19 protein-coding genes are annotated in these 24,791 nt (G+C 63.7%); 9 read left to right on the top strand and 10 right to left on the bottom strand.

The window, feature by feature from the left end:
- Positions 1-16 precede the first annotated feature (16 nt).
- Positions 17-1,207 (top strand): type III PLP-dependent enzyme, encoded by a 1,191-nt coding sequence (locus tag RMN99_RS07510; protein WP_309622683.1) that lies wholly within the window; start codon positions 17-19, stop codon positions 1,205-1,207.
- A gap of 55 nt (positions 1,208-1,262) precedes the next feature.
- Here the strand turns inward: RMN99_RS07510 and RMN99_RS07505 are convergent, their stop codons facing one another.
- The 3 genes from RMN99_RS07505 to RMN99_RS07495 all read right to left on the bottom strand — a co-directional run bounded on the left by RMN99_RS07505 (position 1,263) and on the right by RMN99_RS07495 (position 7,846).
- Entirely contained in the window at positions 1,263-2,588 is a 1,326-nt protein-coding gene (locus tag RMN99_RS07505; RefSeq protein WP_309622682.1) for an HlyD family type I secretion periplasmic adaptor subunit, read from the bottom strand.
- Entirely contained in the window at positions 2,585-4,324 is a 1,740-nt protein-coding gene (locus RMN99_RS07500) for a type I secretion system permease/ATPase (protein WP_309622681.1), read from the bottom strand. The genes RMN99_RS07505 and RMN99_RS07500 overlap by 4 nt, the downstream gene beginning before the upstream one ends.
- A gap of 102 nt (positions 4,325-4,426) precedes the next feature.
- Positions 4,427-7,846, bottom strand: coding sequence for an SdrD B-like domain-containing protein (locus tag RMN99_RS07495; RefSeq protein WP_309622680.1), 3,420 nt, complete (start codon positions 7,844-7,846; stop codon positions 4,427-4,429).
- Between the two features lie 444 nt (positions 7,847-8,290).
- Here RMN99_RS07495 and RMN99_RS07490 point away from each other — a divergent pair, with 444 nt between their 5' ends.
- Together RMN99_RS07490 and RMN99_RS07485 are read left to right on the top strand one after the other, a co-directional pair.
- Positions 8,291-9,634 (top strand): TolC family protein, encoded by a 1,344-nt coding sequence (locus tag RMN99_RS07490; protein ID WP_309622679.1) that lies wholly within the window; start codon positions 8,291-8,293, stop codon positions 9,632-9,634.
- Positions 9,631-10,605 carry a cell wall hydrolase gene (locus RMN99_RS07485; protein WP_309622678.1) on the top strand — a complete coding sequence of 325 codons (975 nt, stop codon included), beginning with the start codon at positions 9,631-9,633 and terminating at the stop codon, positions 10,603-10,605. Before RMN99_RS07490 ends, RMN99_RS07485 begins: the two co-directional genes overlap by 4 nt.
- 84 nt (positions 10,606-10,689) lie before the next feature.
- On the opposite strand, the gene RMN99_RS07480 is transcribed toward RMN99_RS07485, so the two are convergent.
- The 4 genes from RMN99_RS07480 to murI form a co-directional block, all read right to left on the bottom strand.
- On the bottom strand, positions 10,690-12,195 hold the full coding sequence (locus tag RMN99_RS07480) for a DUF2853 family protein (protein ID WP_309622677.1): 1,506 nt from the start codon (positions 12,193-12,195) through the stop codon (positions 10,690-10,692).
- A gap of 133 nt (positions 12,196-12,328) precedes the next feature.
- Positions 12,329-13,543, bottom strand: a complete 1,215-nt coding sequence (gene hemA / locus RMN99_RS07475; RefSeq protein WP_309622676.1) for a 5-aminolevulinate synthase — start codon at positions 13,541-13,543, stop codon at positions 12,329-12,331.
- 112 nt (positions 13,544-13,655) lie between these two features.
- Positions 13,656-14,579 (bottom strand): MBL fold metallo-hydrolase, encoded by a 924-nt coding sequence (locus RMN99_RS07470; protein ID WP_309622675.1) that lies wholly within the window; start codon positions 14,577-14,579, stop codon positions 13,656-13,658.
- Complete coding sequence (murI, locus tag RMN99_RS07465; RefSeq protein ID WP_309622674.1) at positions 14,576-15,370, bottom strand: glutamate racemase; 795 nt, start codon at positions 15,368-15,370, stop codon at positions 14,576-14,578. The genes RMN99_RS07470 and murI overlap by 4 nt, the downstream gene beginning before the upstream one ends.
- Positions 15,371-15,452: 82 nt before the next feature.
- Here murI and plsY point away from each other — a divergent pair, with 82 nt between their 5' ends.
- The 6 genes from plsY to RMN99_RS07435 all read left to right on the top strand — a co-directional run bounded on the left by plsY (position 15,453) and on the right by RMN99_RS07435 (position 22,249).
- Positions 15,453-16,175, top strand: a complete 723-nt coding sequence (gene plsY / locus RMN99_RS07460) for a glycerol-3-phosphate 1-O-acyltransferase PlsY (protein ID WP_309622673.1) — start codon at positions 15,453-15,455, stop codon at positions 16,173-16,175.
- Positions 16,172-17,263 carry a DNA-processing protein DprA gene (gene dprA, locus RMN99_RS07455; RefSeq protein ID WP_309622672.1) on the top strand — a complete coding sequence of 364 codons (1,092 nt, stop codon included), beginning with the start codon at positions 16,172-16,174 and terminating at the stop codon, positions 17,261-17,263. Before plsY ends, dprA begins: the two co-directional genes overlap by 4 nt.
- Before the next feature lie 92 nt (positions 17,264-17,355).
- Positions 17,356-18,903, top strand: a complete 1,548-nt coding sequence (locus RMN99_RS07450) for a VWA domain-containing protein (RefSeq protein ID WP_309622671.1) — start codon at positions 17,356-17,358, stop codon at positions 18,901-18,903.
- A 45-nt stretch (positions 18,904-18,948) separates the two neighbouring features.
- Positions 18,949-19,305 carry a hypothetical protein gene (locus RMN99_RS07445; RefSeq protein WP_309622670.1) on the top strand — a complete coding sequence of 119 codons (357 nt, stop codon included), beginning with the start codon at positions 18,949-18,951 and terminating at the stop codon, positions 19,303-19,305.
- Between the two features lie 56 nt (positions 19,306-19,361).
- Positions 19,362-21,911 carry a type I DNA topoisomerase gene (gene topA, locus RMN99_RS07440; RefSeq protein ID WP_309622669.1) on the top strand — a complete coding sequence of 850 codons (2,550 nt, stop codon included), beginning with the start codon at positions 19,362-19,364 and terminating at the stop codon, positions 21,909-21,911.
- 158 nt (positions 21,912-22,069) lie between these two features.
- Positions 22,070-22,249 carry a hypothetical protein gene (locus RMN99_RS07435; RefSeq protein ID WP_309622668.1) on the top strand — a complete coding sequence of 60 codons (180 nt, stop codon included), beginning with the start codon at positions 22,070-22,072 and terminating at the stop codon, positions 22,247-22,249.
- A 4-nt stretch (positions 22,250-22,253) separates the two neighbouring features.
- On the opposite strand, the gene RMN99_RS07430 is transcribed toward RMN99_RS07435, so the two are convergent.
- The 3 genes from RMN99_RS07430 to rnc all read right to left on the bottom strand — a co-directional run bounded on the left by RMN99_RS07430 (position 22,254) and on the right by rnc (position 24,789).
- Positions 22,254-22,973: a sterol desaturase family protein gene (locus RMN99_RS07430; RefSeq protein WP_309622667.1), complete on the bottom strand. Its 720-nt coding sequence runs from the start codon at positions 22,971-22,973 to the stop codon at positions 22,254-22,256.
- 81 nt (positions 22,974-23,054) lie between these two features.
- Positions 23,055-23,972, bottom strand: coding sequence for a GTPase Era (gene era / locus RMN99_RS07425; RefSeq protein ID WP_309622666.1), 918 nt, complete (start codon positions 23,970-23,972; stop codon positions 23,055-23,057).
- 148 nt (positions 23,973-24,120) lie between these two features.
- The gene (gene rnc, locus RMN99_RS07420) at positions 24,121-24,789 is read right to left on the bottom strand and encodes a ribonuclease III (protein WP_309622665.1); all 669 of its coding nucleotides are present in this window, start codon (positions 24,787-24,789) and stop codon (positions 24,121-24,123) included.
- Between the last annotated feature and the right edge of the window lie 2 nt (positions 24,790-24,791).

Genomic DNA, 24,791 nt, shown 5'->3' with positions numbered 1-24,791 from the left:
TTGGGGGTCCCTTGAATTGCACCATTATCCTGATGCATCGGCTGTAGTTCGCGCTCTTTCGCCCGACGAACCCGTTATCCTGAACCGCCCGCACGCCGCCGCGCGCGCCGCCCGCTTCTTTGCCGAGAAGTTTCCGGGCAAATCGCTCTATGCGGTCAAGGCCAATCCCTCGCCCGACCTGCTGCAGGTGCTGTGGGAAGCCGGGGTGACGCATTACGACGTCGCTTCGATCGCCGAAGTGCGCCTCGTCCGCTCGGTGCTGCCCGGGGCGGTGCTGTGCTTCATGCACCCGGTGAAATCGCAAGGCGCGATTGCGGAAGCTTACACGGTCCACGGCGTGCGCGTGTTCAGCCTCGATAGCCACGAAGAGCTGGCCAAGATCGTTGCCGCCACCAGCCACGCCGAAGACCTGTCGCTGTGCGTGCGCCTGCGCGTCTCGTCGGACTATTCAGAGCTCAGCCTCGCCTCGAAGTTCGGGATCGATCTGGCCGATGCCGCGCCGCTGCTGCAGGCCACCCGCCAGGTCGCAGACAGCCTCGGCGTGTGCTTCCACGTCGGCAGTCAGGCGATGACCCCGTTTGCCTATGTCCAGGCGCTGGAACGCGTCCGTGCGGCGATTGTCGATGCGGCGGTCACGGTCGATATCGTCGATGTCGGCGGCGGCTTTCCTTCGATCTATCCGGGCATGGAACCGCCCCCGCTGGAAGATTATTTCGGTGCGCTCCACCGCGCCGCCGAATCGCTGCCGGTCAGCTATTCGTCGGAACTGTGGTGCGAGCCGGGCCGGGCGCTGTGTGCGGAATACTCCTCGCTGGTGGTCAAGGTTGAGCGCGGCCGCGGTGACGAGCTCTACATCAACGACGGTGCCTATGGTGCGCTCTACGATGCTGCCCACGTCGGCTGGCGTTTTCCGGTGCGCTGCATCTCGGCGGGCCGCGGCGAAACGCTAAGCGCGTTTTCGTTCTACGGCCCGACTTGCGACGATGCCGACTTCATGGAGGGACCGTTCATGCTGCCGGCCGATATCGCGCCGGGCGACTATATCGAAGTCGGCATGCTGGGTGCCTATGGCGCGGCGATGAAAACCGCGTTCAACGGCTTTGGCCAGGCGCGGGTGTTCGAAGTGGCGGATGAGCCGATGGCCAGCCAGTACACCGGCCAGCGCACCGATCCGCGCGCCAAGGACAACGTCGTCTCGCTGCGCTGAATAACCCGCAGAATGACAGACCGGCGCGCGCGACCAATCGTGTGCGCCGGTTTGTCTATTCCCTGAAGGCGTTCTCTTTCAGCTTGGTGATCGGCGAGAACAGGTACGACAGGATCGAGCGCTTTTCGCCCAGCAGATTGATATTGGCGACCATGCCGGGGCCGATAACCAGCACCTTGCCATCCTGCCCCTTGAGCTGCGAGGTGGTGCGCACTTCGACCAGATAGAACGATTCCCCGGTCTTTTCATTGGCAACTGCATCGGGCGAAATGCTGGTCACATCGCCTTGCAGCATGCCGAACACCGAGGCGCGATAGGCAGTGATTTCAACTTGCGCCTTCTGCCCCAGCCGGACGTTGCCGATATCCTGCGGGCGGACCATCGATTCCACATAAAGCGCGTCTTCGGTGGGGACGATTTCGGCCACCGGCATGCCGGCGGACACCGTGCCGCCAACCGTGGTCACCAGCACGCGGTTGACCCGGCCGGTCATCGGCGCGCGGATGGTGGTGCGATCAACCTTGTCGGCCAGCGCCACGGTGGTGCTTTCGCGCGCTGCCAGTTCGGCCTGGGCGGCGGCCAGTTCGCTGCCAGAGCGGCTCAGCCAGTCGCTGCGGGCCTGGCCGGTGGCGGCACTGGCCTCAGCCACTCCGGCCTGCGCGCGGGCAATGGCGGACTGGGCCGCAGCAACTTCGCTCTGCGCGACGGTGACGGCGTTCTGCGCGCGCACCAGATCGACCTTGCTGACGATCTGCTTGGCGGCGAGCGGCGTCAACATATCAAGTTCCTGCTGTGCCGAGGCGAGGTTGGAGCGGCGCGCGGCCAGCATCGATTGCGCTTCGCCAACTGCGCGCTCGGCCTGCACCACGCGGGCAGACCCGGCAGAGGACATTCCTGACAATTCGGCACTGCGGGCGCCGTGCAGCGCCCGTTCGGCCGAGACCGCGCTGGGCGAGATTCCGGCATAGTTGGGCTGCACGCCGCGCACTTCGCCGTTAAGCCGCGCTACCTTGGCGCGCAGGGCATCGATAGAGGCTGCGTTGCTGCCAAATTCGGACGTCGACAAGGTGGGCGAGAGGCGCACCAGCACATCGCCCTTTTGCACCACCTGTCCCGGCTTGACCGTTATTTCCAGAATCACCCCGCCTTCAAGGTTCGATACCACCTGCATTTTCGAGCTTGGCACCACCCGGCCAATCCCGTGCACCGTGCGATCGACCTTGGTCAGCGCGGCCCAGGTAACGGCCAACACGAGAAAGCCGATGATGATCCACAATATCCAATTGGCCGATTTCCTGGGTGCAAAGGCATCTTCGCGAGTTTCGACCGGATCGCCATTATCGTCCGATCCATCGCCTTTGAGGAGACTGAAGTAGCTCATGACACCATCCCCGCTGTTGTCAGCTTGCGCACTTGCCCGGTGATCTGTTCGGGCGTTCCATCCATTACCACCCGGCCCCGGGCCATCAGGATAACCCGGTTGACCAGTTGCAGCAGCGATGGCCGGTGGGTGATCAGGATCAGCGTCCGGCCTTCGAATTCGGTCTTGAGGTTCTTGATCAGCTGCGCCTCGGTATCGGTATCGACCGAGGAAGTCGGCTCATCGAAGATCAGCAACGGCGGACTGCCGGCCAGCGCCCGCGCCATGGCAATCGACTGGCGCTGACCGCCCGAAAGCCCGTCGCCGCGATCGGCCAGCCTCAGATCATAGCCGGTCGGGAACTGCGAGATGAATTCGTGCGCGCGGCTGAGCTGCGCGGCGCGGACCATTTCAGCATCGTCGATATCCTCGCGCCCCAGCGTGATGTTTTCGCGGATTGTGCCGGTCAGCAGGACATTGTCCTGGAACAACGCGCCGACCTTGGAGCGCAGCGCCAGCGGGCTGTATTGGCGGATATCGGTGCCATCGATCATCACCAGCCCGCTGGTGGGCGGGTAGAGCCCGATCAACAGCCGCGCGATGGTCGATTTGCCCGATCCGATCGGCCCGATCAGCGCCACGTGTTCGCCCGGCTGAATCCGGAAGCTGACATTGGTCAGCGCCAGTTCCGACGCGTTGGGATAGCGGAAATCGACATCGCGAAATTCCAGCCCGCCGCGCACCGTGCCCAGTGCCAGCCCGCTGCCGGCGGGGCCTTCGGGCGGCTTTTCCATCATCACGTTGATCTGGCGGTAGGCGGTGCGGGCGGCGTTCATCCGCGTCAGCAAATGGGCGATCGTGCCCAGCGGCGCCACCGCGCGGCCCGACAGGATCGAGCACGCGATCAGTCCGCCCATGGTCAGCGTCTGGTTGGCAATCGCATAGACCCCGAAAATCACCACTCCGGTATAGGCCATGGTCTGCACCGATCCGGCGGTGTTGATCGCAATGGTCGAAATTACGCGCTGGCGCAGCGAAGCGGTGGCGTGGCCCGATACCGCGTCGTCCCAGCGTTCGGTCAGCATCGCCCCGGCATTGGCTGATTTGACCGTTTCAAGGCTGCCGATCGTCTCGACCAGCACCGCCTGCTTGCCCAGCGCTTCGCCCAGCGCCTGCGCTGAAAGCCGGTTCATCACCGGCTGGGAAAGCAGCGCGGTAATCACCACCAGCGGGATCAGCGCAATCGGCACCATGACGATCCAGCCGCCGATCAGCGCCATCACTGCCAGGGTGATGAATATAAACGGCAAGTCGACCAGCGCGCTCATCGTCGCGCTGGCGAAAAAATCGCGCAGCGTCTCGATCTCGCGGACCAGCCCGGCCAGGCCGCCGGTCGATCCCTTGCCCAGGTCGAGCCGCATGTCGAGGATCTGCTGGAAAATGGAACGGCCGATATCCCGGTCAATCTGCGCCCCGGCAATGTCGACGAAATAGGCCCGAAGCGCCTTGAGGATGAAATCGAACACGATAACGATGCCCAGACCGATAGTCAGCCCGATCAGCGAATCGGTGGCATTGTTGGGGACGATGCGATCATAGACCGTCATCGAGAACAGCGAGGTGACCAGCGCGAACAGGTTGATCACCGCTGCGGCAACGCCGACCTTGAAATAGGTGGCACGGTTCTTCCGCAAAGGGCCAGAAAGCCACGGTGCGAGGCGGCCCTTGGGGAGTTCAACATCGGTATCAGATTGCACGATCAGCCCCCCCTGTGGCGATTAGAGCGGAGCCTGCTGCGCAGACCCCGCTCCTGTCAATCGCGTTAACCTCGAAACGAAGTCAACGTATTTCCCTGCGCCTCAGGCAATCACCTGCTGCACCGCGAACATTGCATCCGGATTGTCCCGGTCACAGGTGAACTCTACGCCCGCGATCACGCCGGTGTTGTTGTAGCCATCGAGCGAACTGTGGATCGTCGATCCCGAATGATCGATGTCCTGGAACGGTTTGGACCAGGCATCTGCACTCGTCTTGATCGCGGCATCGCTAATCTGGAACATCGCCTGAGTGTTGCCGGCATGGTAATTGTTGGCAAGATTCTGCGCGGACGAACTCGAATTCTGGTTGCTTGCGAACTGCTGCATCCAGTTGATTGCATCCTGCAGGAAGTGCATCGGATTGATGCCATCATCGCTCGTGCCGGGCCGGTCGATGGACGATTTATCGCCTTCTGAACCGCCGTTTGCCAGGTAGTTGAGCCAGGTCGCAACCATATCGCGGCCAACCTTGTATTTGGCGTCCTGCTGCTCCTTTTGCGAAGCGTTGATGAGGGTTGTGGCATTGCTCAGCGTGATGAACAGCGTGTCTTCGCCTGCATCGGTGATGCCGTTGTGGTTGTAGTCACCGATCAGCAGGCCCTTTTGATCGGAGGCGTTGACAACGCCGTCCTTGTTCGAATCGACTGCATAGAGCAGTTCGCCATCGGCAAAGCCCGGATCGCTGTCGCCCTTAACATTGGGATCGCCAACGTGCGATTCGTTGCCCGCGATGCCGTCCCAGAACTTGGACCCGTTGTTCGACCAGAACCCCGGAGTTCCCACGCCCACGCAATCCTTGCTCGGAAGCACGTAGTAGTTGGCATCGTCGTTGTCGGTAGTCGATGCCCCGCCAAACATCGCGGTGGCGGTTACGACTGCGGTATTCTCATGCTGGCCGAGCAGCGAGGTCAGCGAGTAGTAGATATTGAGCGAGCCGCCCACCGCGAGAGATACGCTATCCAGCGTGCCGTCATGGTTGGCATCGAGCGTTACCCAATCTTCGCCGGCATCCTTCACCTGATCGCCGTCGAGATCGACCCAGGCATTGTAGGCAGGGTCATTGTAGTCGATGGTTTGCGGCGCACTTGCCGTTCCATTGACCGTGTGGATTACGCTGTCGCTCAGGTGGATCGCCGTCAGCGTAACGTTGCCGGAGTTCTGCAGAAGCACCATGAAGTTGACAGTGGTGCTGGTGCTGGCGATCGGCCCATCGGGGTTGTTGGCGTCCTGGAACCCGCCGGACTGGTCGGTCTTCACATACTTAGTTAGATTGATCGACGGGGCCGGGACGATCGGTGCCACCGCGCTGTCCTGGACCGCGTCGGTCTGCAGCGAGTCGGCGGTCGCGGTGTTGTCGATGTCGCCATCGCCGCCGCCGTTGTTGTCGAGATCGGCCTGGGTCAGCGTGTAAGTGGTGTTGTAGGTCTGGCTCGCTCCCGGCGCGAGGGTCACGCCCGAGATGTTCTGCCCGGTCAGCGGATCGACCACGGTGACGTTGGTCAGCGTGACGTTGCCGGTGTTGGTGACCTTGACGGTGTAGTTGGCCACATCGCCGGCGGCATTGCCGATGGCATCGCCGTTGCCGCCCGACCAGTTGACGAAGGTCTTGTCGATCGCAATTTGAGGCACGACCGTAATCGGCGCCACCGCACTGGCCGAAGCCGGACCGGTCTGGCCCGATGTCGCAGTCGCGGTGTTCTCGATCGAACCTGAGAGGATGCTGTTGACCTCGCTCGTGCCGTTCGAATCGAGATCGGCCTGCGTCAGCGTGTAGGTTTCGCTGAGCGGCGCGCTCGAACCACCGGGAGCCAGCGTGCCGACGTTGTAAACGTTGCCGGTCAGCGGATCGGTGACCACGACACTGGTTAGCGTGACGTTGCCGGTATTGGTGACAATGATGGTGTAGTTGGCCACATCGCCGGCGAAATCGCCGATGGTGTCGCCGTCGCCGCCCGACCAGTTGTTGAACACCTTGGTGATGGCAATCGAGGGCGCGCGCACGATCGGGGCCGCCGCCGCATCGGTGGCGGTAACCGTGTTGCTGGTGCCCTGCTGCGTGGCGACGACAGTCGCGGAGTTGTCCTTGTCGCTATCGCCGCCGCCGTTGGTGTCGAGATCGGCTTGGGTGGCGGTCTGGGTAGCGGTGTAAAGCCAGGTTTCGGCAACATCGAGCACGTTGTCGCTGTCGGTATCGCCCGAATTGAAGCCGCCGGTCTTGAGCACCGCGACCGCGCCCGAATCGGACAGCGTATCGGTTACCACCACGCCGGTCAGCGCGGTTTCGCCGTTGTTGGTCACGGCGATAGTGTAGTTGGCCACATCGCCCGCACCGTTAATCACGGTGGTCGAGGCGCTGCCGGCATCGGGCCCGTCGGTGATGTTCACGAAAGCCTTATCGATCGAGATGTTGGGGATCGGGTAGTGGTTGCCGATTGGGGCGATCACGTAAGTGCCGTGAGTGCCGGCCTGGTTGCTGGAAATCGTTATGGTTTCGAAAGCCCCCGTGGTCTGCGTCGAGCCTGCGGGGATTACTTCATCGATCTGGTAAGTGCCGGCTGCAGTGCTGTAGAAGGTATAGTTGCCATTGCTATCGGTGACCGTAGAACGTTCATCGGCATCAAGCACACCATCCTTGTCAGTATCGATGAAGACGGTAACTCCGCCAACACCGACTTCATTCGCATCGCGCACGCCGTCGTTGTCAAGGTCATTGAACTTTGTGCCGACAAGGGTGACGGCATCCTGGAGATTGAATTCCTCAAAAGTGGAGCCCGCGACATAGTCGCCCCCGGCGAAGCCCAATTCCGCGTAGATATAGAAATAGGTCGTGGCAGGGTCGGCTCCGCCGAACTTCGAAACCGGGATGAGTATCGAATAATCGTCGTTGCCGCTGCCTGCCGATTGCGCGTCACTGAGCAAAATCGAAATATCACCGCCGCCGTTGTCGTCGATGTCGAAAATCTTGGTTTGAGCGAACAGCTGCGTAGTGCTCTCGATCGCATTGCTCGTCGAGGTGTAGACTTTAAAGGTATCGAGCGAGATCAGCGCATTGGGGACGTTGTTGGCATCGTTGATATCGATCCGGACTTCGTAATACTGGACGCCGTTGATTACCGTGATCGGAACATTGGCGAGCAGCACGGTATGAGTCTTGGACTGGTCGATGTTGACATTGGTGGCGTCGATTGGAGGCGTGTCGTCGGAATTGAAGCCGGCTTCGTTGCCGTCGTTGTCGCCGATCGCGAGGAAGGTATTGTAGACACCGGTGCCAGCGTTGGTGGAAGTGACCGCGCGGAAAATCACGCCGTCGATCACGGCACTCGATCCTGGGGCCGTAATGACCACGTCGAGTTTGGAGTCTGCGTCATTGGGCACATCGGTGATTGTTGGTAGCGTAACCGTGGGATCATTAAGTTCCTGATCGAATGTGCCGTTGCCGTCTGTGTCCACACGAATAGCCATCTCAACTTCTCCACAAAAGAGCACGCGCAAATCACGCACGCCGTCACCTGGCGCAGAACTTAAATCGAATTTTGTGTGGCTTTTCGCCAACCCAGCCGGGTCAAGGTGAGCGCAAACTTGGCGCAACAGCCCCGACGAATGAGTGCGACCTCGATTCGTTAACAGAACGTTTACCACTGCAACTAGCGGAGTCAAAGGGGCTTTTCCGACTCTGCGAACTGTGCGACATCTCCGCCGTTCCAAACGGCCGCGTGGGTCGCATCCGGAACTTGGCGACGGTCCAGCCTTCCTTCGGGAAAGCCGCGGCAACGAGAGCGTCAGGCGGTTGCGGTGGCTTGGTATGGTGATGCGGCGCGCTAATACGATTTCGCTGCGAAAGGTCTGGCAAGAGGGGTTTTTCCGAGGAGGAGGGATCTGCACCGGGCACACTGTTTGGAGGGGCCAATGAAGTTCAATCGGGCAATTACAGCCGTGGCAGGCCTGTTGGCATCAAGCGCGCTGGTGGTTCAGCCGGCGCTGGCCGAGACGCTGAGCCTGGCGCAGGCGGTCGAACGGGGGATCGTGCGCAGTCCAGAATTGGGACAAGCCCAGGCCCGGCGCGAAGGGGCCGAAGCGGTGCGCGATCAGGCGACTCGCGCGTGGTATCCCTCGGTCGATGTGACCGCGGCAGGGGGGCGGCGCCATCTTGAGAATGATGCCCGGGTGCAGCTGGGCCTTTCGGCGATCGACGAACGCCCGCTTTACGCCACGATCAGCGTGCAGCAGCCGGTGCTCGATTTCGGCCGCCGCGGCAACGGCATCCGCTCGGGCAAAGCGCGCCTGGCTGCGGCGGAATGGAACGAGCGGTTTGCCGCCGAACTGTCCGCGCTGAACATTGCCCAGGCTTATCTACAGGTCTTCATCCAGCGCCAGGTTGCCGCTGCCGCCGAAGCCAACCTTGGCTTTCACCGCGATCTGGTGAGCGATGTCGATGAAGGCGTGCAGCGCGGTGCGCTGAGCATTTCCGAACTGCAGCAGGCCAAGGAACGCCAGCAATCGGCGCAAGTGGCGGCGGACCAGGCCCGTAGCGAGCTGGCCATGGCGCAGACCGAGCTGGCGCTCCTGGTGGGGACCAGCGATGTCGACGTGACCACGCCGCCCGATGCGAGCGCGGCCATGCCGGCCACGCTCGAAGCGGCGCTGGCGATTGCCCAGTCTGGCGATCCGCGGCTGCGCGGTGCCGAACAATCGTGGAAGGCCGCGCAATTCACCGCCAAGCGCGCGCGCGGTGAATACTGGCCGACCGTGGGCTTGCAGGGATCGATCAAGGCGGGCAGCGATTTCGAGGGCTATCGCGGCACCACCCGCGATTACGAAATGCTGGTAATCCTGCGCTGGAACCCGTTCAACGGCGGCGTGACTGCGGCCCGGGTGCGCGAGGCTGACAGCGGAGCCAAGGAAGCCGGGTTCACCTTTGTCCAGGCCCAGCGCGAAAGCGAACTGTCTGTGCGCAAGGCCTGGATCGCCATGGAGAACTGGCGCGCCAAGGCCGCAACGCAGCAGCAGCGGCTCGAAGTGGCGCGGGGTTTGCTCGATTCATATCGCGCGCAGTTCGGCATTGGTCGCCGCTCGTTGCTCGATGTGCTCGATGCCCAGAGCGCGGTGTTCAATGCCGCGGTCGAGGCTGATATCGCAAAAGCCGGGCTGCTGCTGGGGCAATATGGTCTGCTGGCACAGATCGGACAGCTCACCACCTTCCTCGGCGCGGGCCGGCCGGTGGTCGATCCGGGCCTGTACGGTCCGCGATGAGTGCCCGCGCGACCAGACTTGGCGACCTGTTCAAGGGAGGCTGGCGCTATGGTGTGGTGGGTTGCCTGGTTGCCGCCAGTGCTTCGGCATCGCTGCTGGCACCGACAGCATCGCGCGCAGTGATGCACGATCCGCAGGCTGTGATGGCGGCACCTGCAGGAACGATGCAAAGCCTGATTGCAATCACCGATAATGCCACGCCGCTGGTCGCCAATATCGATGCGGCGCGCGCCGCCAATGCGGCGTTGCCGCTGGTCGCTGGTGCCTTGCAAAGCGCCAATCCGTTTGGCTTGCCCGATTGGGTTGATCTGTCGACCGCCGATCGCGCGCAGCAGTGCCTGGCGCTGGCGATGTATTACGAGGCGGCATACGAAGGCTCGGGCGGCCGCCGCGCGGTGGCGCAGGTTGTGCTCAACCGGGTCCGGCATCCGGCTTTCCCGAACGATGTCTGCGCGGTGGTGTTTCAGCGCTCGGCCGGAAACGTCTGCCAGTTCACGTTCGCCTGCGATGGGGCCATGCGGCGGCCACGCGATCCGCTGCTGTGGCGCCAGACGATTGGCGAAGCCACGGCGGCGCTGCACGGCGCGGTCTATGCCGAAGTGGGCATGGCTACGCATTACCATGCCAATTACGTCTTCCCCTATTGGGCCCCGCGGCTTGAGAAAGTCGCGGTGATCGGCGCTCATGTATTCTACCGCTGGCCCAATGGCTGGGGCAAACGGTCAGTCTTCACCGATCCCTATGCCGGGCGCGAACTGATGCCGGCCTTGTCCGAAACGGCCGAAGAACTGGCCGAGATGCCCCCGCTGATCGAGGTGCCCGCCGAGCTGCAGCAATATGCCGCCGAACCGGTGCCCGCGCGGGTGGAAGCCGATGGCGGCTATGTCGATACGTCAAAAGGCTGGACGCCGCGCACCGCGCTGCCGCGCGAGCGGCCCGCGGCAAGTTCAATTCCGTCGCCGCAGCCCTGATCCGGCGCAAGCAAAAGCCCGCCGGGTTGCGGCGGGCTCAGGCTCAGGACGTCGGGCCCGCTGAGGGCAGGCCCAGCTTCTCCGTTATTGCACCGTCACTTCGACCCGGCGCGCGGCTTCCTTGGAAACCGAGCCATCGGCGCTGTTTTCGGGCTTGACCAGCAGCGCGGCATCGGCCGCAATTCCGGCGTCGACCAGCGCGGTCTGGACCGCCTGGGCGCGGTTCTTGGACAGTTCGGCATTGGCCGCAGCATTGCCGCTGGGATCCGAATAGCCCGAAATCGCCAGCTTGCTGCCGGGGTTGCTATCAAGATAGCTCTTCAACCCGGTGGCTGTGGCGACAAAGGCAGGCACCACCTCGGTCTTGCTGGTGTCAAAATAGACCTTCACCACCGGCTTGCCATCGCGCATTTCGGTGGTCACCCCGGCGCCGGCCGGGATGGCCACGGTGCCTTCAGCAGGTGCAGCGGCGAGATCGGCTGCTGGTGCTGCAGGCGTTCCGCCGGCCACGCCATCAAGCGTGGCGGCGGCTTCGGTCGGGGCGGCGTTGGTTGCCATATCGTCATTGCCGCCGCGCCCGAACATCCACCACAGCGCGAACAGCAGCAGCGCTGCAGCCAGCAGCCACAGCAACCAGCCCATTCCGCCATCTTCGCTGTCAGAGCTTGAGGGCTTGCTGCCGGGTGCGAACAGCGTGCTGGCCTTGTCGGCCGCTGCGCTGGCGGCATTGCCCACCGCGCCCACGGCCGCACCGGCGGCAACGCCAACCTTGTCGGCGGCATGGCTGGCCGCACCAGCGACTGCGCCGGCGGCATCGCCAACCGAACCCATCGCCTTGGCTGCGGTATCCTTGGCCGCATCGGCCGCGCCCGAAGCTGCGGCAACCGCCGCACCGGCCACGGCTGCACCAGCGGCAATCGTTCCGGCAACCGCGCCGGTGGCAGGCTTTTCAGCCTTGGGCGCGGCCTTCGCCGCACTGCCCATCAGACCCTGCTTCTTGGCCGGAGCCTTTTTCGAGGTAAGTTTGGCCGCGGCCTTGGCCGGCGCGGCTTTGGCAGCTGCAGGCTTGGCGCTCGCGGTTTTTGCGGCGGGCTTTGCTGCAGGTTTGGCCGCAGCTTTTGCAGCCGGCCTGGCACCGGCCTTGGCTGCGGCAGCAGCACCGGCCACGACAGCGGCAGCGCCGGCGGCCTTGGCAGCGGTCGTGGCGGCGGGCTTGGCCGGAGCCTTTGCTGCAGGGGCCTTGGCAACCTGAGCTTTCTTGGCATCGGCCTTCACAAACAGACCCAGCTTCTTGTATTCGGCGGCGAGCAGATAATAGACCGTTACGCGGTTCTTGGTCCGGTCGGCCTTCATTGCTTCACCGACCTTGGCGATCGCCTGGTCGAGCACCGTGTCGGCCTGGGTCAGCCCGAGCTTTTTCTTGAGGAAGTTGGTGCGGACTCGGTCGGTCTCGGTCTTGTCGCTGAACGAGACCAGCGACGAATCCCGGTTGCGCAGCGCGATCCCCAGATAGCGGACGATCCCCGCGATTGCCGCATCATCGGCGTTGGCGACATATTTCTTGACGTCTGCGGCCCAATCGGTTGCCATTTCCCACTCCCTCACAACCCGGCAACCAATCGATTGTCCCGGTGAAACCTGCGCGCTGCTGCGCGGCGCAAAGTCGTAACGGATTCTTGCCGGTGGTCCAGCGCGAATCCGCGCCGGTGCAGACCAAAAATATTCAGGCGGCGCGCCGCAGGTCCATCCGCTGCCAGATTTCGGTCAGTGCAGCGGTCAAATCGCGCATCATCGCTTCGGTATGCGCTGGGCCGGGGGTGAAGCGCAGCCGCTCGGTGCCACGCGGCACGGTGGGGAAGTTGATCGGCTGCACATAGACACCGTATTCGGCCAGCAGGACATCGCTGATCTTCTTGGCCTTGACCGGATCGCCGATCATCAGCGGCACGATGTGGGTGGTCGAATTCATCACCGGCAAGCCGGCTTCGCGGAACATGGATTTGAGCATTGCGGCATTGGCCTGCTGGGCCTCACGCTCGGCGCTGGAAGCCTTGAGGTGGCGGACCGATGCCAGCACGCCCGCGACCAGCACCGGCGAAAGGCTGGTGGTGAAAATAAAGCCCGGGGCGTATGAGCGGATCACGTCGATGATCCGGTTGTCTGCGGCGATGTAGCCGCCCATCACGCCGAACGCCTTGCCCAGCGTGCCTTCGATGATGTCGATGCGGTGCGCGGCCTCGTCACGGTCGGTGATCCCGCCGCCTCTGGGCCCATACATCCCCACCGCGTGAACCTCGTCGATATAGGTCAGCGCGTTGTACTGTTCGGCCAGATCGCAGATCGCGTGGATCGGGGCGACATCGCCTTCCATCGAATAGACCGATTCAAAGGCGATCAGCTTGGGCACTTCGGGCGCTTCGGCAGCCAGAAGTTCTTCAAGGTGCGCCAGATCGTTGTGACGGAACACGCGCTTTTCGCAGCCGGCATTGCGGATCCCGGCGATCATGCTGGCGTGATTGAGCTCGTCCGAAAAGATCACGCAGCCCGGCAGCACCTTGGCGAGCGTCGAGAGCGTGGCATCGTTCGAAACATAGCCTGACGTGAACAGCAGTGCGCCGTCCTTGCCATGGAGATCGGCCAGTTCGGCTTCAAGATCGACATGGTAATGCGTGTTGCCGCCGATGTTGCGGGTCCCGCCAGAACCGGCGCCGACATCGTGCAGCGCTTCTTCCATCGCTGCGATCACCTTGGGGTGCTGGCCCATCGCGAGGTAATCATTCGAACACCACACGGTGATGTTCTGGGGGCCGTTGTGCCCGGCAAAGCAACGCGCGTTGGGATAGCTGCCCTTGTTGCGCAGGATGTCGATGAACACGCGGTAGCGGCCTTCGGAATGAAGGCGCTCGATCGCGGTATCGAAGATCTGGTCGTAGTTCACGTGTTCCAAGTCCCCCGCACGGGCCCATTCCGGCGCAAACGAATCTGCCCCCGGTCGGGCGGCCTCTACGCCATGCCTAAGCCTTTTTCCAGCGCCTATTCCTTGCGCTGGATCAACTTCCCCTATGGGCAAAGCCGATTACCATTCCGCCGTTGTTCTTGGGATCGAGCAGCCATTCGAAATCATGACCGGGCACCACCACCAGCGCAGGAACCTGCGCCTTGAGGTCGCGGATCGCGGCCAGCCAGCCAAACACCTCGGCGCGGTTCTCGGGCGCGAAGAACAACTGCACCAGCCGCGAGCGGCCGCGCTGTTCCTGCCAGTTCTGGGCAAAGCTGGAAATATCCCCGACGAACAGGAATTCGCGGCCATCGCCGGTCCGCACGAAGATCATCTGCGCGCCCGGCGTATGACTGCCCGGTGCAGGGATCACCACCACGCCGGGGGCCACCGCCACCAGCCGGTTGCCGGGCAGCCGCGCGGGCGGCACCTGGCCCGCCTTCCACTCCAGCCGTGCGGCGAAGGGTGATGGCGGCAACTGCGCCGGGTTAAGCAGCGTCTTGTCCATTAGCGCCGGCCCGCCATGCGCCGCCAGCGCGCCAAGGTGATCGGCATGTTCGTGCGTCACCAGGATCAGCCCGGCCAGATCGAGCTCCGCCTCGATCCGCGCCTGGTTGTTCGCGTTGAACCGTTCGGCCCCGCCGGTGCTGGCGTCGGCCGCAGTGATCCCGCTTTCGATCATCACCGGTTTGCCGCCTGGGACCGGCAGGCGAAACGCCATGTAGCAGACCAGCTTGCGCTTGATCCCCGATCCCGCAACCATCAGGTTGCCCGGCACGCGGCGAAAGCCCGCACATTCCACCTCGACCCCGCTGGGTGCCGCGCCTGCCTGGCTGGCGGCCAACTGGCGCAATGCGGCAATGTCGATCCGGTGGGCCGGGGCGGGGGCATGATGGTTGTCGATCAGCAGCCAGTAGAACGGACCGCCCAGCAGCAGCGCCAGCGCCAGCAGCACAAGATTGAGCCGGTGAGTCACAGCGCCTCCATCCGTTCCAGACCGTAGCGGGCGAGCGCGGGGGCCAGTGCGGCCAGATCGGGATCATCGCGCGTGAAGAGGGCAAAGTCGGGGCGGGTGCGGACAAAGTCTTGCCCCTGGGTCAAATGCGTAATCCGCCGCGCGATACCGGCCGCGCCGTCGACGAATTGCACCTGCGGTCCAAAGGCCTGCTGCAGTTCACCCAGCAACAGCGGAAAGTGGGTGCAGGCCAACACCACGGTATCGATCTGCTCCCCGTCCGGTGATCCACGCAGCCCGGCGGCGGCGCGGGCACAGACTGCAGGATCGACCGGCTGCCCGCGCAGCTTCGCTTCGGCCGCACCGACGAGTTCGCCCGCAGCGAAACGCAGCAGGCGCTTGCCGCCCGCAAATTCAGCCTCCAGCCGGTCAACATAGCCTTGGCGGATCGTCGCTGCGGTGCCGAGCAGGCCGATCACGCCGCAGCGGGTGAGCGCGGCGGCGGGTTTGATTGCCGGCACCGTGCCGACGATCGGTACTGCAAGCACATCGCGGACCATGCCCAGCGCGATGGTGGAGGCGGTGTTGCAGGCGATGCAGATCAGGCGCGGGCGATAGCGCTCGCTCATCCGCCCCAGCAGCCCGCAGACCCGCGCTGCCACCTCGGCCTCGCTTTTGGGGCCATAGGGCAGACCGCCGTTGTCTGCGGCATAGATCACCGGCGCTGCGGGCAGGGCCGCGCGCAGTGCGGCCAGCACCGACAGCCCGCCAACGCCGGAATCGAACAGCAGCAGCGGTGCCGATGCGTCCATTTGCGTGCCAATCCCCCACTAGGCGCTTGTTTTGCCGGCCCCCTTGTAGCTACGGTTGCGGGCGAAAGGGAAGGTGGCACGGATGGAAAGCTTTTATGCGCTGGCCTTGGGGTATCTGCTGGGCTCGATTCCGTTTGGGCTAATCCTGACCAACCTGTTCGGCGAAGGCAACCTGCGCCAGATCGGCTCGGGCAATATCGGCGCCACCAACGTACTGCGCACGGGCAACAAGGGGCTGGCGGCGGCGACGCTGCTGCTCGATGCGGGCAAAGGTTTCCTGGCGGTCCTGATTGTCCGGGGGTTCGTCGATGGTTGCCGGATCCAGGACTTTCTGGCCTGCTGGATTGGCAACCAGCTCTATTCCGCGCTGCCAAATTCCGTTCTGCACAGCTTGCAGCATGGGCCGACGTCCTTTTACGTTCCCTTGGCGATCATTGGGGTTCCGCTGGGACACTGCTTTCCCGTCTGGCTTAAATTTCGCGGTGGTAAGGGCGTCGCGACCATGCTTGGTGTTGGGTTCGGTCTGGATTGGCGCATCGGGCTGATTCAGGTGGCGGTCTGGCTCATCGCAGCGCGGATCACCCGCGTCTCCTCAGTCGGCGGAATGGCCAGCGCGTTTTCCGCTCCTGTTGCGGCAGCGGTACTGCTGTCAACCATGGGTGACGGATTGGACGTGATGATCTGGCTGCTGCTCTACATCCCGGCGCTACTGACCGCAGCGTTGTTGGTGGTTTGGCAGCATCGCGAAAACCTCGCCCGGCTGCGCGCCGGGACTGAGCCTAGGATCGGCCAGAAAAGCAAATGACCGCGCTGTCGCAGGAGGAAGCCTTTGCGCGGATCCGCCTGCTGCGCTCGCCCAATGTCGGGCCGGTCAGTTACCGGCAGCTGTTGCGGCGGTTTGGCACGGCACAGGCCGCGCTGGTTGCCTTGCCTGATCTGGCAGGGCGCAGCGGCGCCTACCGCGTGGCCGACGAAGGCCGCGTTGCCAACGAGGTTGCTGCTGTGCGCGGCGCAGGCGCACGCTATCTGTTCCATGATGCCGCCGAATACCCTGTGCTGCTGGCCGAACTGGACAGCGCCCCGCCGATCCTGACCTGCCGCGGCGATACCACTCTTGCGGCAAAGCCCTGTGTGGCGATTGTTGGTGCGCGCAATGCCTCGGCTGCGGCGGTCAAGCTGGCACGGCAGTTCGCCGGTGATCTCGCCGATGCCGGGTTCGTGGTGGTTTCGGGGTTGGCACGCGGGATCGATGGCGCGGCGCATCAGGCCAGCTTGAACGGCGGGACCATCGGCGTGATCGCCAGCGGGATCGACATCGCCTACCCACCCGAACATGCCGACCTGCAGGAACAAGTCGCCAGTCAGGGCCTGCTGCTGGCCGAACAACCCCCCGGGACCGAACCGCTGGCGCGCCATTTTCCCTCGCGCAACCGGATCATCGCTGGCCTTGCGGCGGGCACCGTGGTGGTTGAAGCGGCGCCCAAATCAGGCTCGCTGATCACCGCGCGGCTGGCGGGCGAGGCCGGGCGTGAGGTGATGGCGGTGCCCGGTTCCCCGCTCGATGCCCGCGCGCAGGGCTGCAACCAGCTGATCCGCGATGGCGCGATACTGGTGCAGTCAGCTGACGATGTGATCGAACTGATCAGCGCGTTCAGCGGCGCGCCGCGTTCCACCTTCCGCGAAAGCGTGGCCAGCTTCGATTACGGCAGCGATGAACTGGCCGATACCCCCGCCGACGTCGCGGGCCTGCTCACCGTGGCACCGATCGGAGTGGACGAATTGATCCGCCAATCGGGCGAATCTGCGGCGGCGGTGCAATTGGCGTTGCTCGAACTGGAACTATCGGGCCGGTTGGTGCGCCACGCGGCGGGGCGTGTCAGCTTGACGCTATGATATAGTATTACATTCATCGCGCATTCACCTCGCGCGGCGCAGCGTTCCCGCAGTCATTGACAAAGGGGAAAGCGATGCGCCGGGGTGTTTCATTGATCGCAGTTCTGGCCGTGCTGGTGCAGGGGCCGGCGGTCGCTTCCAAATCGGTGCAAGGCTCGCAGAACGGGCAGGTCGGCCGAACGGGCCTGTGCCGCCAGCCCGATGCCTTGCCCCAGCTAGCGGCAGAACGTTGGAACCAGCAGCAGCCCCCGCGCCCGGTGCCGATGGCTGCGCCGACAAGCCGATCGGACGAAGGCCTGTCAGCCATCGACGTTGCCGCGCCCATTGCGCCGCCGCCACCTCCACCAAGTGCAACCGGCAAAGCCGAAAGCGCCGACATGGTGGTCACCGGCTCGGAATCGCGCCGCGCGTCGATGGATGCTGCAAGCCCCATCAGCGTGGCGGGCAGTGAAGATGGCGGTGCCAGCAGCATCCGCCCGATGCCCGAGCCGCCCCGGCCCGACTTGTCCGTCCCGCCGCCGCGCCCGCGCTATGTGCCCCAAGCCGGGATCCTCACCGCGGGCGAGCATGACGATCTGCTCAATCCCGAACTCTACGCGCTCTACCAGCGCCGTTCGAACCTGGGGCAGGAGGTGCAGGGGCTGCCCGCGCTCGATACCGCCCGCGTGCTGACGGTTACCGTCAAGGACGGCAAGGGCCGCCCGGTCCCGTTCGCGCCGGTCGAGGTGGCCTGCAGCGATGGCGGCAGCTTGCGGCTTGCCACCACCGCCGACGGCACCGTCAGTCTGTTCCCCGATGTCGATCGGCTGGGCAAGAAAGTCCGCCTGCGCGCTGCCGGGGCCGCTTGGCGCGAAGTCTCCATCGCCCGCGATGCCGGCGGCCAGCGGATCGATTTCACCGCACGCGGTGAAGCCGGCCGGGCGAACAAGCTCGATCTGATGCTGGTGATCGATACCACCGGATCGATGGGCGATGAAATCCGCTACCTTCAGGCCGAACTGGGCTCGATCCTGACCGGACTGCGCGCGCGCCACCCCGGCGTCGATATCCGCGTCGGGTTCGTTTTCTACCGCGATCTGGGCGATGACTATGTCACCCAGACCGTGCCGCTGACGCGCGACTTTGCCGCCGCGCAGGGCGCATTGGCCCAGCAAGGCGCGAACGGCGGGGGCGACTATCCCGAGGCGATGGAGCAAGCGCTGATCCGCGCCGCCGGGCAGGATTGGCGCGATGATGCGGTCAAGACCATGCTGCTGGTCGCCGATGCTCCGCCGCACGATGACAAGTTCGGCCTTGCCTGGCAGGCCAGCGAAGTGCTGCGGCACCGGCGCGTCCAGATCGTCCCGGTCGCCGCCTCGGGCGTGGCCGACAAGGCCGAATACGCGATGCGGGCGATGGCCGCACTCACGCAGAGCCGCTACACCTTCCTCACCGACGATAGCGGCGTCGGCAACGCGCATGCTGCCCCGGCGATCGATTGCTACCTCGTCACCCGGCTGGGTGCCTTGCTGGCGCGCGTGATCGACAGCCAGCTTTCGGGCCGCCGGATCGAACCGGGCGAGCAGGAGGTCATCCGCACGGTGGGCCAGTACGATCACGGCAAATGCTTGATCCCGTCCGGGGGCTTGCTGCAGCAATAGCATTGTTGCAACCTGGTCCTCTTCGTTCGATGCAGGGGATCAGGCATGGACAAATTCCCGTCGCGCATGTTCCGCTGGGCCGCGATCTATGGCGGACTTGTGCTGCTGCCGCTCTACTTCACCCCGTTGCCGGTGCTCGGTGCAGAAGTGTTCCTCGGCTTCACCGGCCTCGCGCTGGTGTTCCAGGGGGTATTCTGGACGATCGGCGGCGATCCGGCGAAGTACCGCGCGCTGATGCCATTCGCGGTGCTGGAAAAGCTGGTGTTCGGGGTGCCGGCGGTTTCGCTCTACTTGCAAGGCTATCCGGTGCCGCCGCCGGTCGCGCTGTTTGCCGCGATTGATCTGGTGCTGGGACTGGGCTTCTTTATCGCCTGGCGCAGGACGCCCTTGACGGGGCCTTGAAACACCCCCCACCCTCGCGCGTGTACACATACGCGTAGAGGGCGACCCAAAACACCATGCAACTTGTCATCGTTGAATCCCCCGCCAAAGCCAAAACCAACGAAAAGTATCTGGGCAAGGACTACAAGGTTCTGGCGAGCTACGGCCACGTTCGCGATCTGCCGCCCAAGGACGGATCGGTGCGGCCCGATGAAGAGTTCGCGATGGACTGGGAGCTCTATGGCGACAAGGCGCGGCAGGTGAAGGCGATCACCGATGCCGCCAAGCTGGCTGACCGCCTGATCCTGGCGACTGACCCTGACCGCGAGGGCGAGGCGATCAGCTGGCACGTGCGCGAACTGCTGGCCAAGAAGAAGGCGCTGCCACGCGAGGTTGAGCGGGTGACCTTCAACGCGATTACCAAGGACGTGATCCTGGCCGCGATGAAGGCGCCGCGCGAACTCGATCAGGATCTGATCGATGCCTACCTCGCCCGCCGCGCGCTCGATTACCTGTTCGGCTTCACGCTTTCGCCGGTGCTGTGGCGCAAGTTGCCCGGCGCGAAAAGTGCAGGCCGCGTGCAATCGGTGGCGCTGCGCCTGATCTGCGAGCGCGAGCATGAGATCGAGATTTTCAAACCGGTGGAATACTGGTCGGTGCTGGCCCGGCTCGAACATCTCGGCACCGAATTCCCCGCCCGGCTGGTCAAGTTCGAAGGTGCCAAGCTCGACCGGTTGAGCCTTGGGGATGCGGGCAGCGCAGCCCGCGCCAAGGCAGCGGTGGAGAGCGGTGCGTTCCGTGTGGCGGAGGTCGAGACCAAGCCGACCCGCCGCAATCCGTGGCCGCCGTTCACCACCTCGTCGTTGCAGATGGAGGCCGCCCGCAAATTGGGCTTTGCCGCCGCGCACACCATGCGAGTCGCGCAGAACCTCTATGAGGCCGGCGCGATCACCTACATGCGCACCGACGGGGTGCAAATGGATTCAAGCGCCATCTCGGCCGCGCGCGTGGCGATCAGCAACCGTTACAACAACGGCCACTATTTACCTGACAAGCCGCGCATTTATGAATCGAAAGCCAAGAACGCGCAGGAAGCCCACGAAGCGATCCGGCCGACCGATTTCGGTCAGGATCGCTATGGCACCAGCGGTGATGAAGCGCGGCTTTACGAGCTGATCTGGAAGCGTGCGATCGCCAGCCAGATGGCTTCGGCCCAGATCGAGCGCACCACCGTGACGCTGCGCGATGGCACCGGGCAAAACGAGCTGCGCGCCAATGGCCAGGTGGTGAAATTCCCCGGCTTCCTGGCAGTCTATGACGAAACGCTCGACGTGAAGCCGGGCGAGGATGAGGACGAAAGCGCGATGCTGCCGGTGCTGGTGGCGGGCGATACCCCGGCCAAGAAGGCGGTTGAATCGACCCAGCACTTCACCCAGCCGCCGCCGCGCTTTTCGGAAGCGACTTTGGTCAAGCGGCTGGAAGAATTGGGCATCGGCCGCCCTTCGACCTATGCCGCGACGATCCAGGTGATCAAGGACCGCAACTACGTTCGCACAGAAAAGAACCGCTTCTTCGCGGAGGAAAGCGGCCGCCTGCTGACCGCCTTCCTCGAACGCTTTTTCCCGCGTTATGTCGGCTATGATTTCACCGCGGGCATGGAAGAAGAGCTCGACGACGTTTCGGGTGGGCGCGAAAACTGGAAGGATCTGCTCGCCAAATTCTGGAAGGATTTCAAACCCAAGAGCGACGAGGTGATGGAGCGCAAGCCTTCGGAAGTGACCGAGGCCTTGGACGAATTCCTGTCCGACTACCTGTTCCCGCCGCGCGAGGATGGCGAAGATCCGCGGCTGTGCCCGCTGTGCGAAACCGAAGGCCGCAGCGGCGGCCGCCTCGCACTGCGCGGCGGCCGGTTTGGCGCGTTCGTCGCCTGCGCCAACTATCCCGAATGCAAGTTCACCCGCAAGTTCGCGCAACCCGGCGGCGCGGCGGCGGGCGAGGAAGGCGAGATCGGCAAGCATCCCGAAACCGGCGAACCGATCACCCGCAAGGTCGGCCGGTTCGGCCCCTACATCGAAATGGGCAGCGGCAAGGAAGCGGCGCGCAGTTCGATCCCGAAGGACATCCCCGAGCTGGATCTCGACTGGGCGGTCAAGCTGCTCAGCCTGCCAAGAACGATCGGCAAGCACCCCGAAAGCGGCGAGGAAATTACTGCGAGCATCGGACGTTACGGGCCATATCTGGCGCATAATGGCAAGTACGCCAAGCTGCGCTCGACCGCCGAAGTGTTCGAAACCGGCATGAACTCTGCGGTCGACAAATTGGCCGAAGCCGCCAACGGCGGGGGCCGGGGTGCCCGCACCGCCGCCGAACCGCTGGGCACTTTCGGCCCGCACCCGGAAAGCGGCGGCGAGATGAAGCTGATGGCGGGGCGTTATGGGCCATATGTGACCGACGGCACCACCAACGCGACCCTGCCGCGCGACAAGAAGCCCGAGGATCTGACGCTTGAGGAAGCTGTGGTGCTGATCACCGAAAAGGCCGCCAAGGGCCCGGCCAAGAAGGGCGGACGCAAGGCTGCTCCGAAGAAGAAAGCGGCGGTGAAGAAGGCTCCTGCGAAGAAGAAGTAAGCGAAAGACCCCTCCGCCCCTGCGGGGCACCTCCCCATCGCAAGTCGATGGGGAGACTCTGACGCAAATTGGGTGTGAATCTCCCCATCGACTTGCGATGGGGAGGTGGCGCGCGCGAAGCGCGTGACGGAGGGGTCCTTCTGCGCTACCTCCACCCCATGGCCGAACAATTCACCAAACACCGCCAGCCCTGGAAAGCCGACGAAGTCGCCAAGCTGCGCACGCTGGCGGGCAAGGGCAAAGGCCTCAAGGAAATCTCCAAGGCGCTCAGCCGCAGCGAGGAATCGACCAAGGAACGCGCCAAGATCGACGGGATCGGGATTGCGAAGTTGCGGTGAGTCGCTAGCTGATCTTCCGGAATGCAAACATCTCGGCGATTTGAGTGGTCGAACCTGGATGAAACCCCGCCTGTTCCTGCCATTCCTTGGGGTTGCGGAATGTCCCGAACATGACGTCGAATATGGGCAAATCGCCATAGTTGAACGCGTGAAGCCCGCGTTGATGATGTATTGAGTGGCTTTCCGGTCGCTGGACGATGTAGCCAAGCCACTGCGGTGTCCTGATGTTGACGTGCTGGAAGATCGCCGGGAAAGTTGCGATTGCGCTGACGATCAGAGCGGCCTCTGCCGAAATGCCCATGATCCCGACAAGGGTGAGCGAACCCAGCAACGCCCAGCAGAACGAATCGAAGGGATGGAACCAGAACGCCCCCCAGATGTCCACACGTTCGGCGCTGTGATGCATCTGGTGCGTGTGCCGCCAGAGCCAGTCGCTTGAATGCATCGTGCGGTGCCACCAGTAAACGCCCAGCTCGTAGACGAACACGCCGCCGATAACCTGAGCCCAGAACGGATATGTGTCCGCCGGGATCAGGCGGTATTGGCCAAGCAGGCTGTCCCACAGCAACGGCGCGTAGGTGATAATAGCGAAGTAACTGAGCATGGAAAGCGTGCCGAGCACGCGCCAGCGGGGTACAGCGTCAAGCTCGTGTCCGCGGCCGAAATGGTCCAGCAGCGCCAACAGGACGAACATGCTCAAGGCGATATAGTGGTAGGTGCTCATCCAGCTCTCCCCCGAGAGGTGCGACCCAATCATGCAAAGCTATGCCATTTCCACCATTGTTGCAAACAGGTTGTTACAGCCTCACTTCACCCACTCCAGCCCCAGCTCCTCATAGATCTCCTTGTCGTCGCCCCACTTCTCGTCGACCTTCACATGCAGGAACAGGTGGACGTTGACCCCCAGCAGCCCGGCCAGTTCCTTGCGTGCGGCTTCGCCGATCGACTTCAGTTTTGAGCCGCCTTTGCCCAGCACGATGCCCTTCTGGCTATCGCGGGCGATCACAATTTGCTGGTGGATCTCGACCGAGCCGTCCTTGCGCGGGGTGTAGCTTTCGGGGCGCACGGTGCTGTCATAGGGCAGTTCGTCATGCAGCTGGCGGTAAAGCTGTTCACGGGTGATTTCGCAGGCGAGCAGGCGCTCGCTGGCGTCGGAGACCTGGTCTTCGGGGTAATGCCACGCACTTTCCGGCATCAATTCCGCCAGCCGCGTTTTGAGTTCCGCAACGCCGTCGCCGGTCAGCGCAGAGATGAAGAACACTTCGTCAAACTGGCCTTCACCGGCCAGCGCTTGCGCGGCGATCAGCATCGGCTCCTTGGCCACTTCATCGACCTTGTTGAGCACCAGGATCTTGCGCTCCTTGCGCCCTTGCAGATTGGCGAGGATCGGTTCCAGATAGTCGAGCTTCTTCTTGCGGCCATCGACCACCAGCAGGATCGCATCGGCCTCGGCTGCGCCTTCCCACACCGCGTGGACCATCGCCCGGTCAAGCCGGCGCTTAGGTTCGAACAGGCCGGGGGTATCGGCGAGGATGATCTGCGCGGGGCCTTCGAGCGCGATCCCCATCAGCCGCGCGCGGGTGGTCTGCGCCTTGGCGCTGACGATTGCGACTTTCTGGCCGACGAGGGCATTGACCAGTGTGCTCTTGCCGGCATTGGGTGCGCCGATCACGGCAACGAGGCCGCAATGGGTATTCGCAGGCGGCGGCTGATCAGTTGGCATGATTTTTAGTGACTCACGCAAAGGCGCAAAGGCGCCAAGAAGTTTGGTTGGCCGACAGGCCAAGGGATTGGCAGGCGCGTAGCACAGATGCCTGCGGCGCGGCACGGCATCTTTGCGCCTTCGCGCCTTTGCGTGAGCAAATCTTATTCTACCCAAACCGGGCCATAAACGCCTCAGCCGCGGCCGTTTCGGCATCGCGCATCGAGCTGCCTTCGGCCTCGGCCTCGCCCACGCCTTTGATCCCGACCGCGACTTTGAACCGCGCGGCGTGATCGGGGCCGAAGCGTTCGACCAGGCGGTATTCGGGCATCTTGCGGCGGTTGCCCGCGGCCCATTCCTGCAGCGCCGATTTGGGATGCTTGGCCTTGCCGGCCTTGCCCGCAACCAGATCGGCCCACAGCCGGCGGATCATCAGCGCAGTATCGTCGAAGCCTTGCGTCACGAAACTCGCGCCGATCAGTGCTTCCATCACATCGCCCAGGATATTGTCGCTGTCCTGCCCGCCATCGTCGCGCGCCTGCTTGCCCAGCCGGATATGTTCGCCAAGCCCGACCGAACGCGCCACCGCTGCGCAACTGGTGCGGCTGACCAGCGCGTTGAGCCGCTGCGAGAGGCTGCCTTCATCGGCATGGTCGATCCCGAACAGCCACTGCGCAATGGCCAGCCCCAGCACCCGGTCTCCCAGAAATTCGAGCCGTTGGTAATCGCGTTCGTGGCCAGTCGAACCATGCGTCAGCGCTTCGAGCCACAACGGCTCGTCGGCTGGCGCCCGGCCTGCCAGCGCGGTCAGGAAGGCATGGGTTTCCTGGCCCAGCACAG

The sequence above is a fragment of the Novosphingobium sp. genome (assembly GCF_031417815.1).
Classification (GTDB): Bacteria; Pseudomonadota; Alphaproteobacteria; order Sphingomonadales; family Sphingomonadaceae; genus Novosphingobium.
Note: the sequence above shows the minus strand (reverse complement) of the source record. Positions and strands in the feature narration are given on the sequence as shown.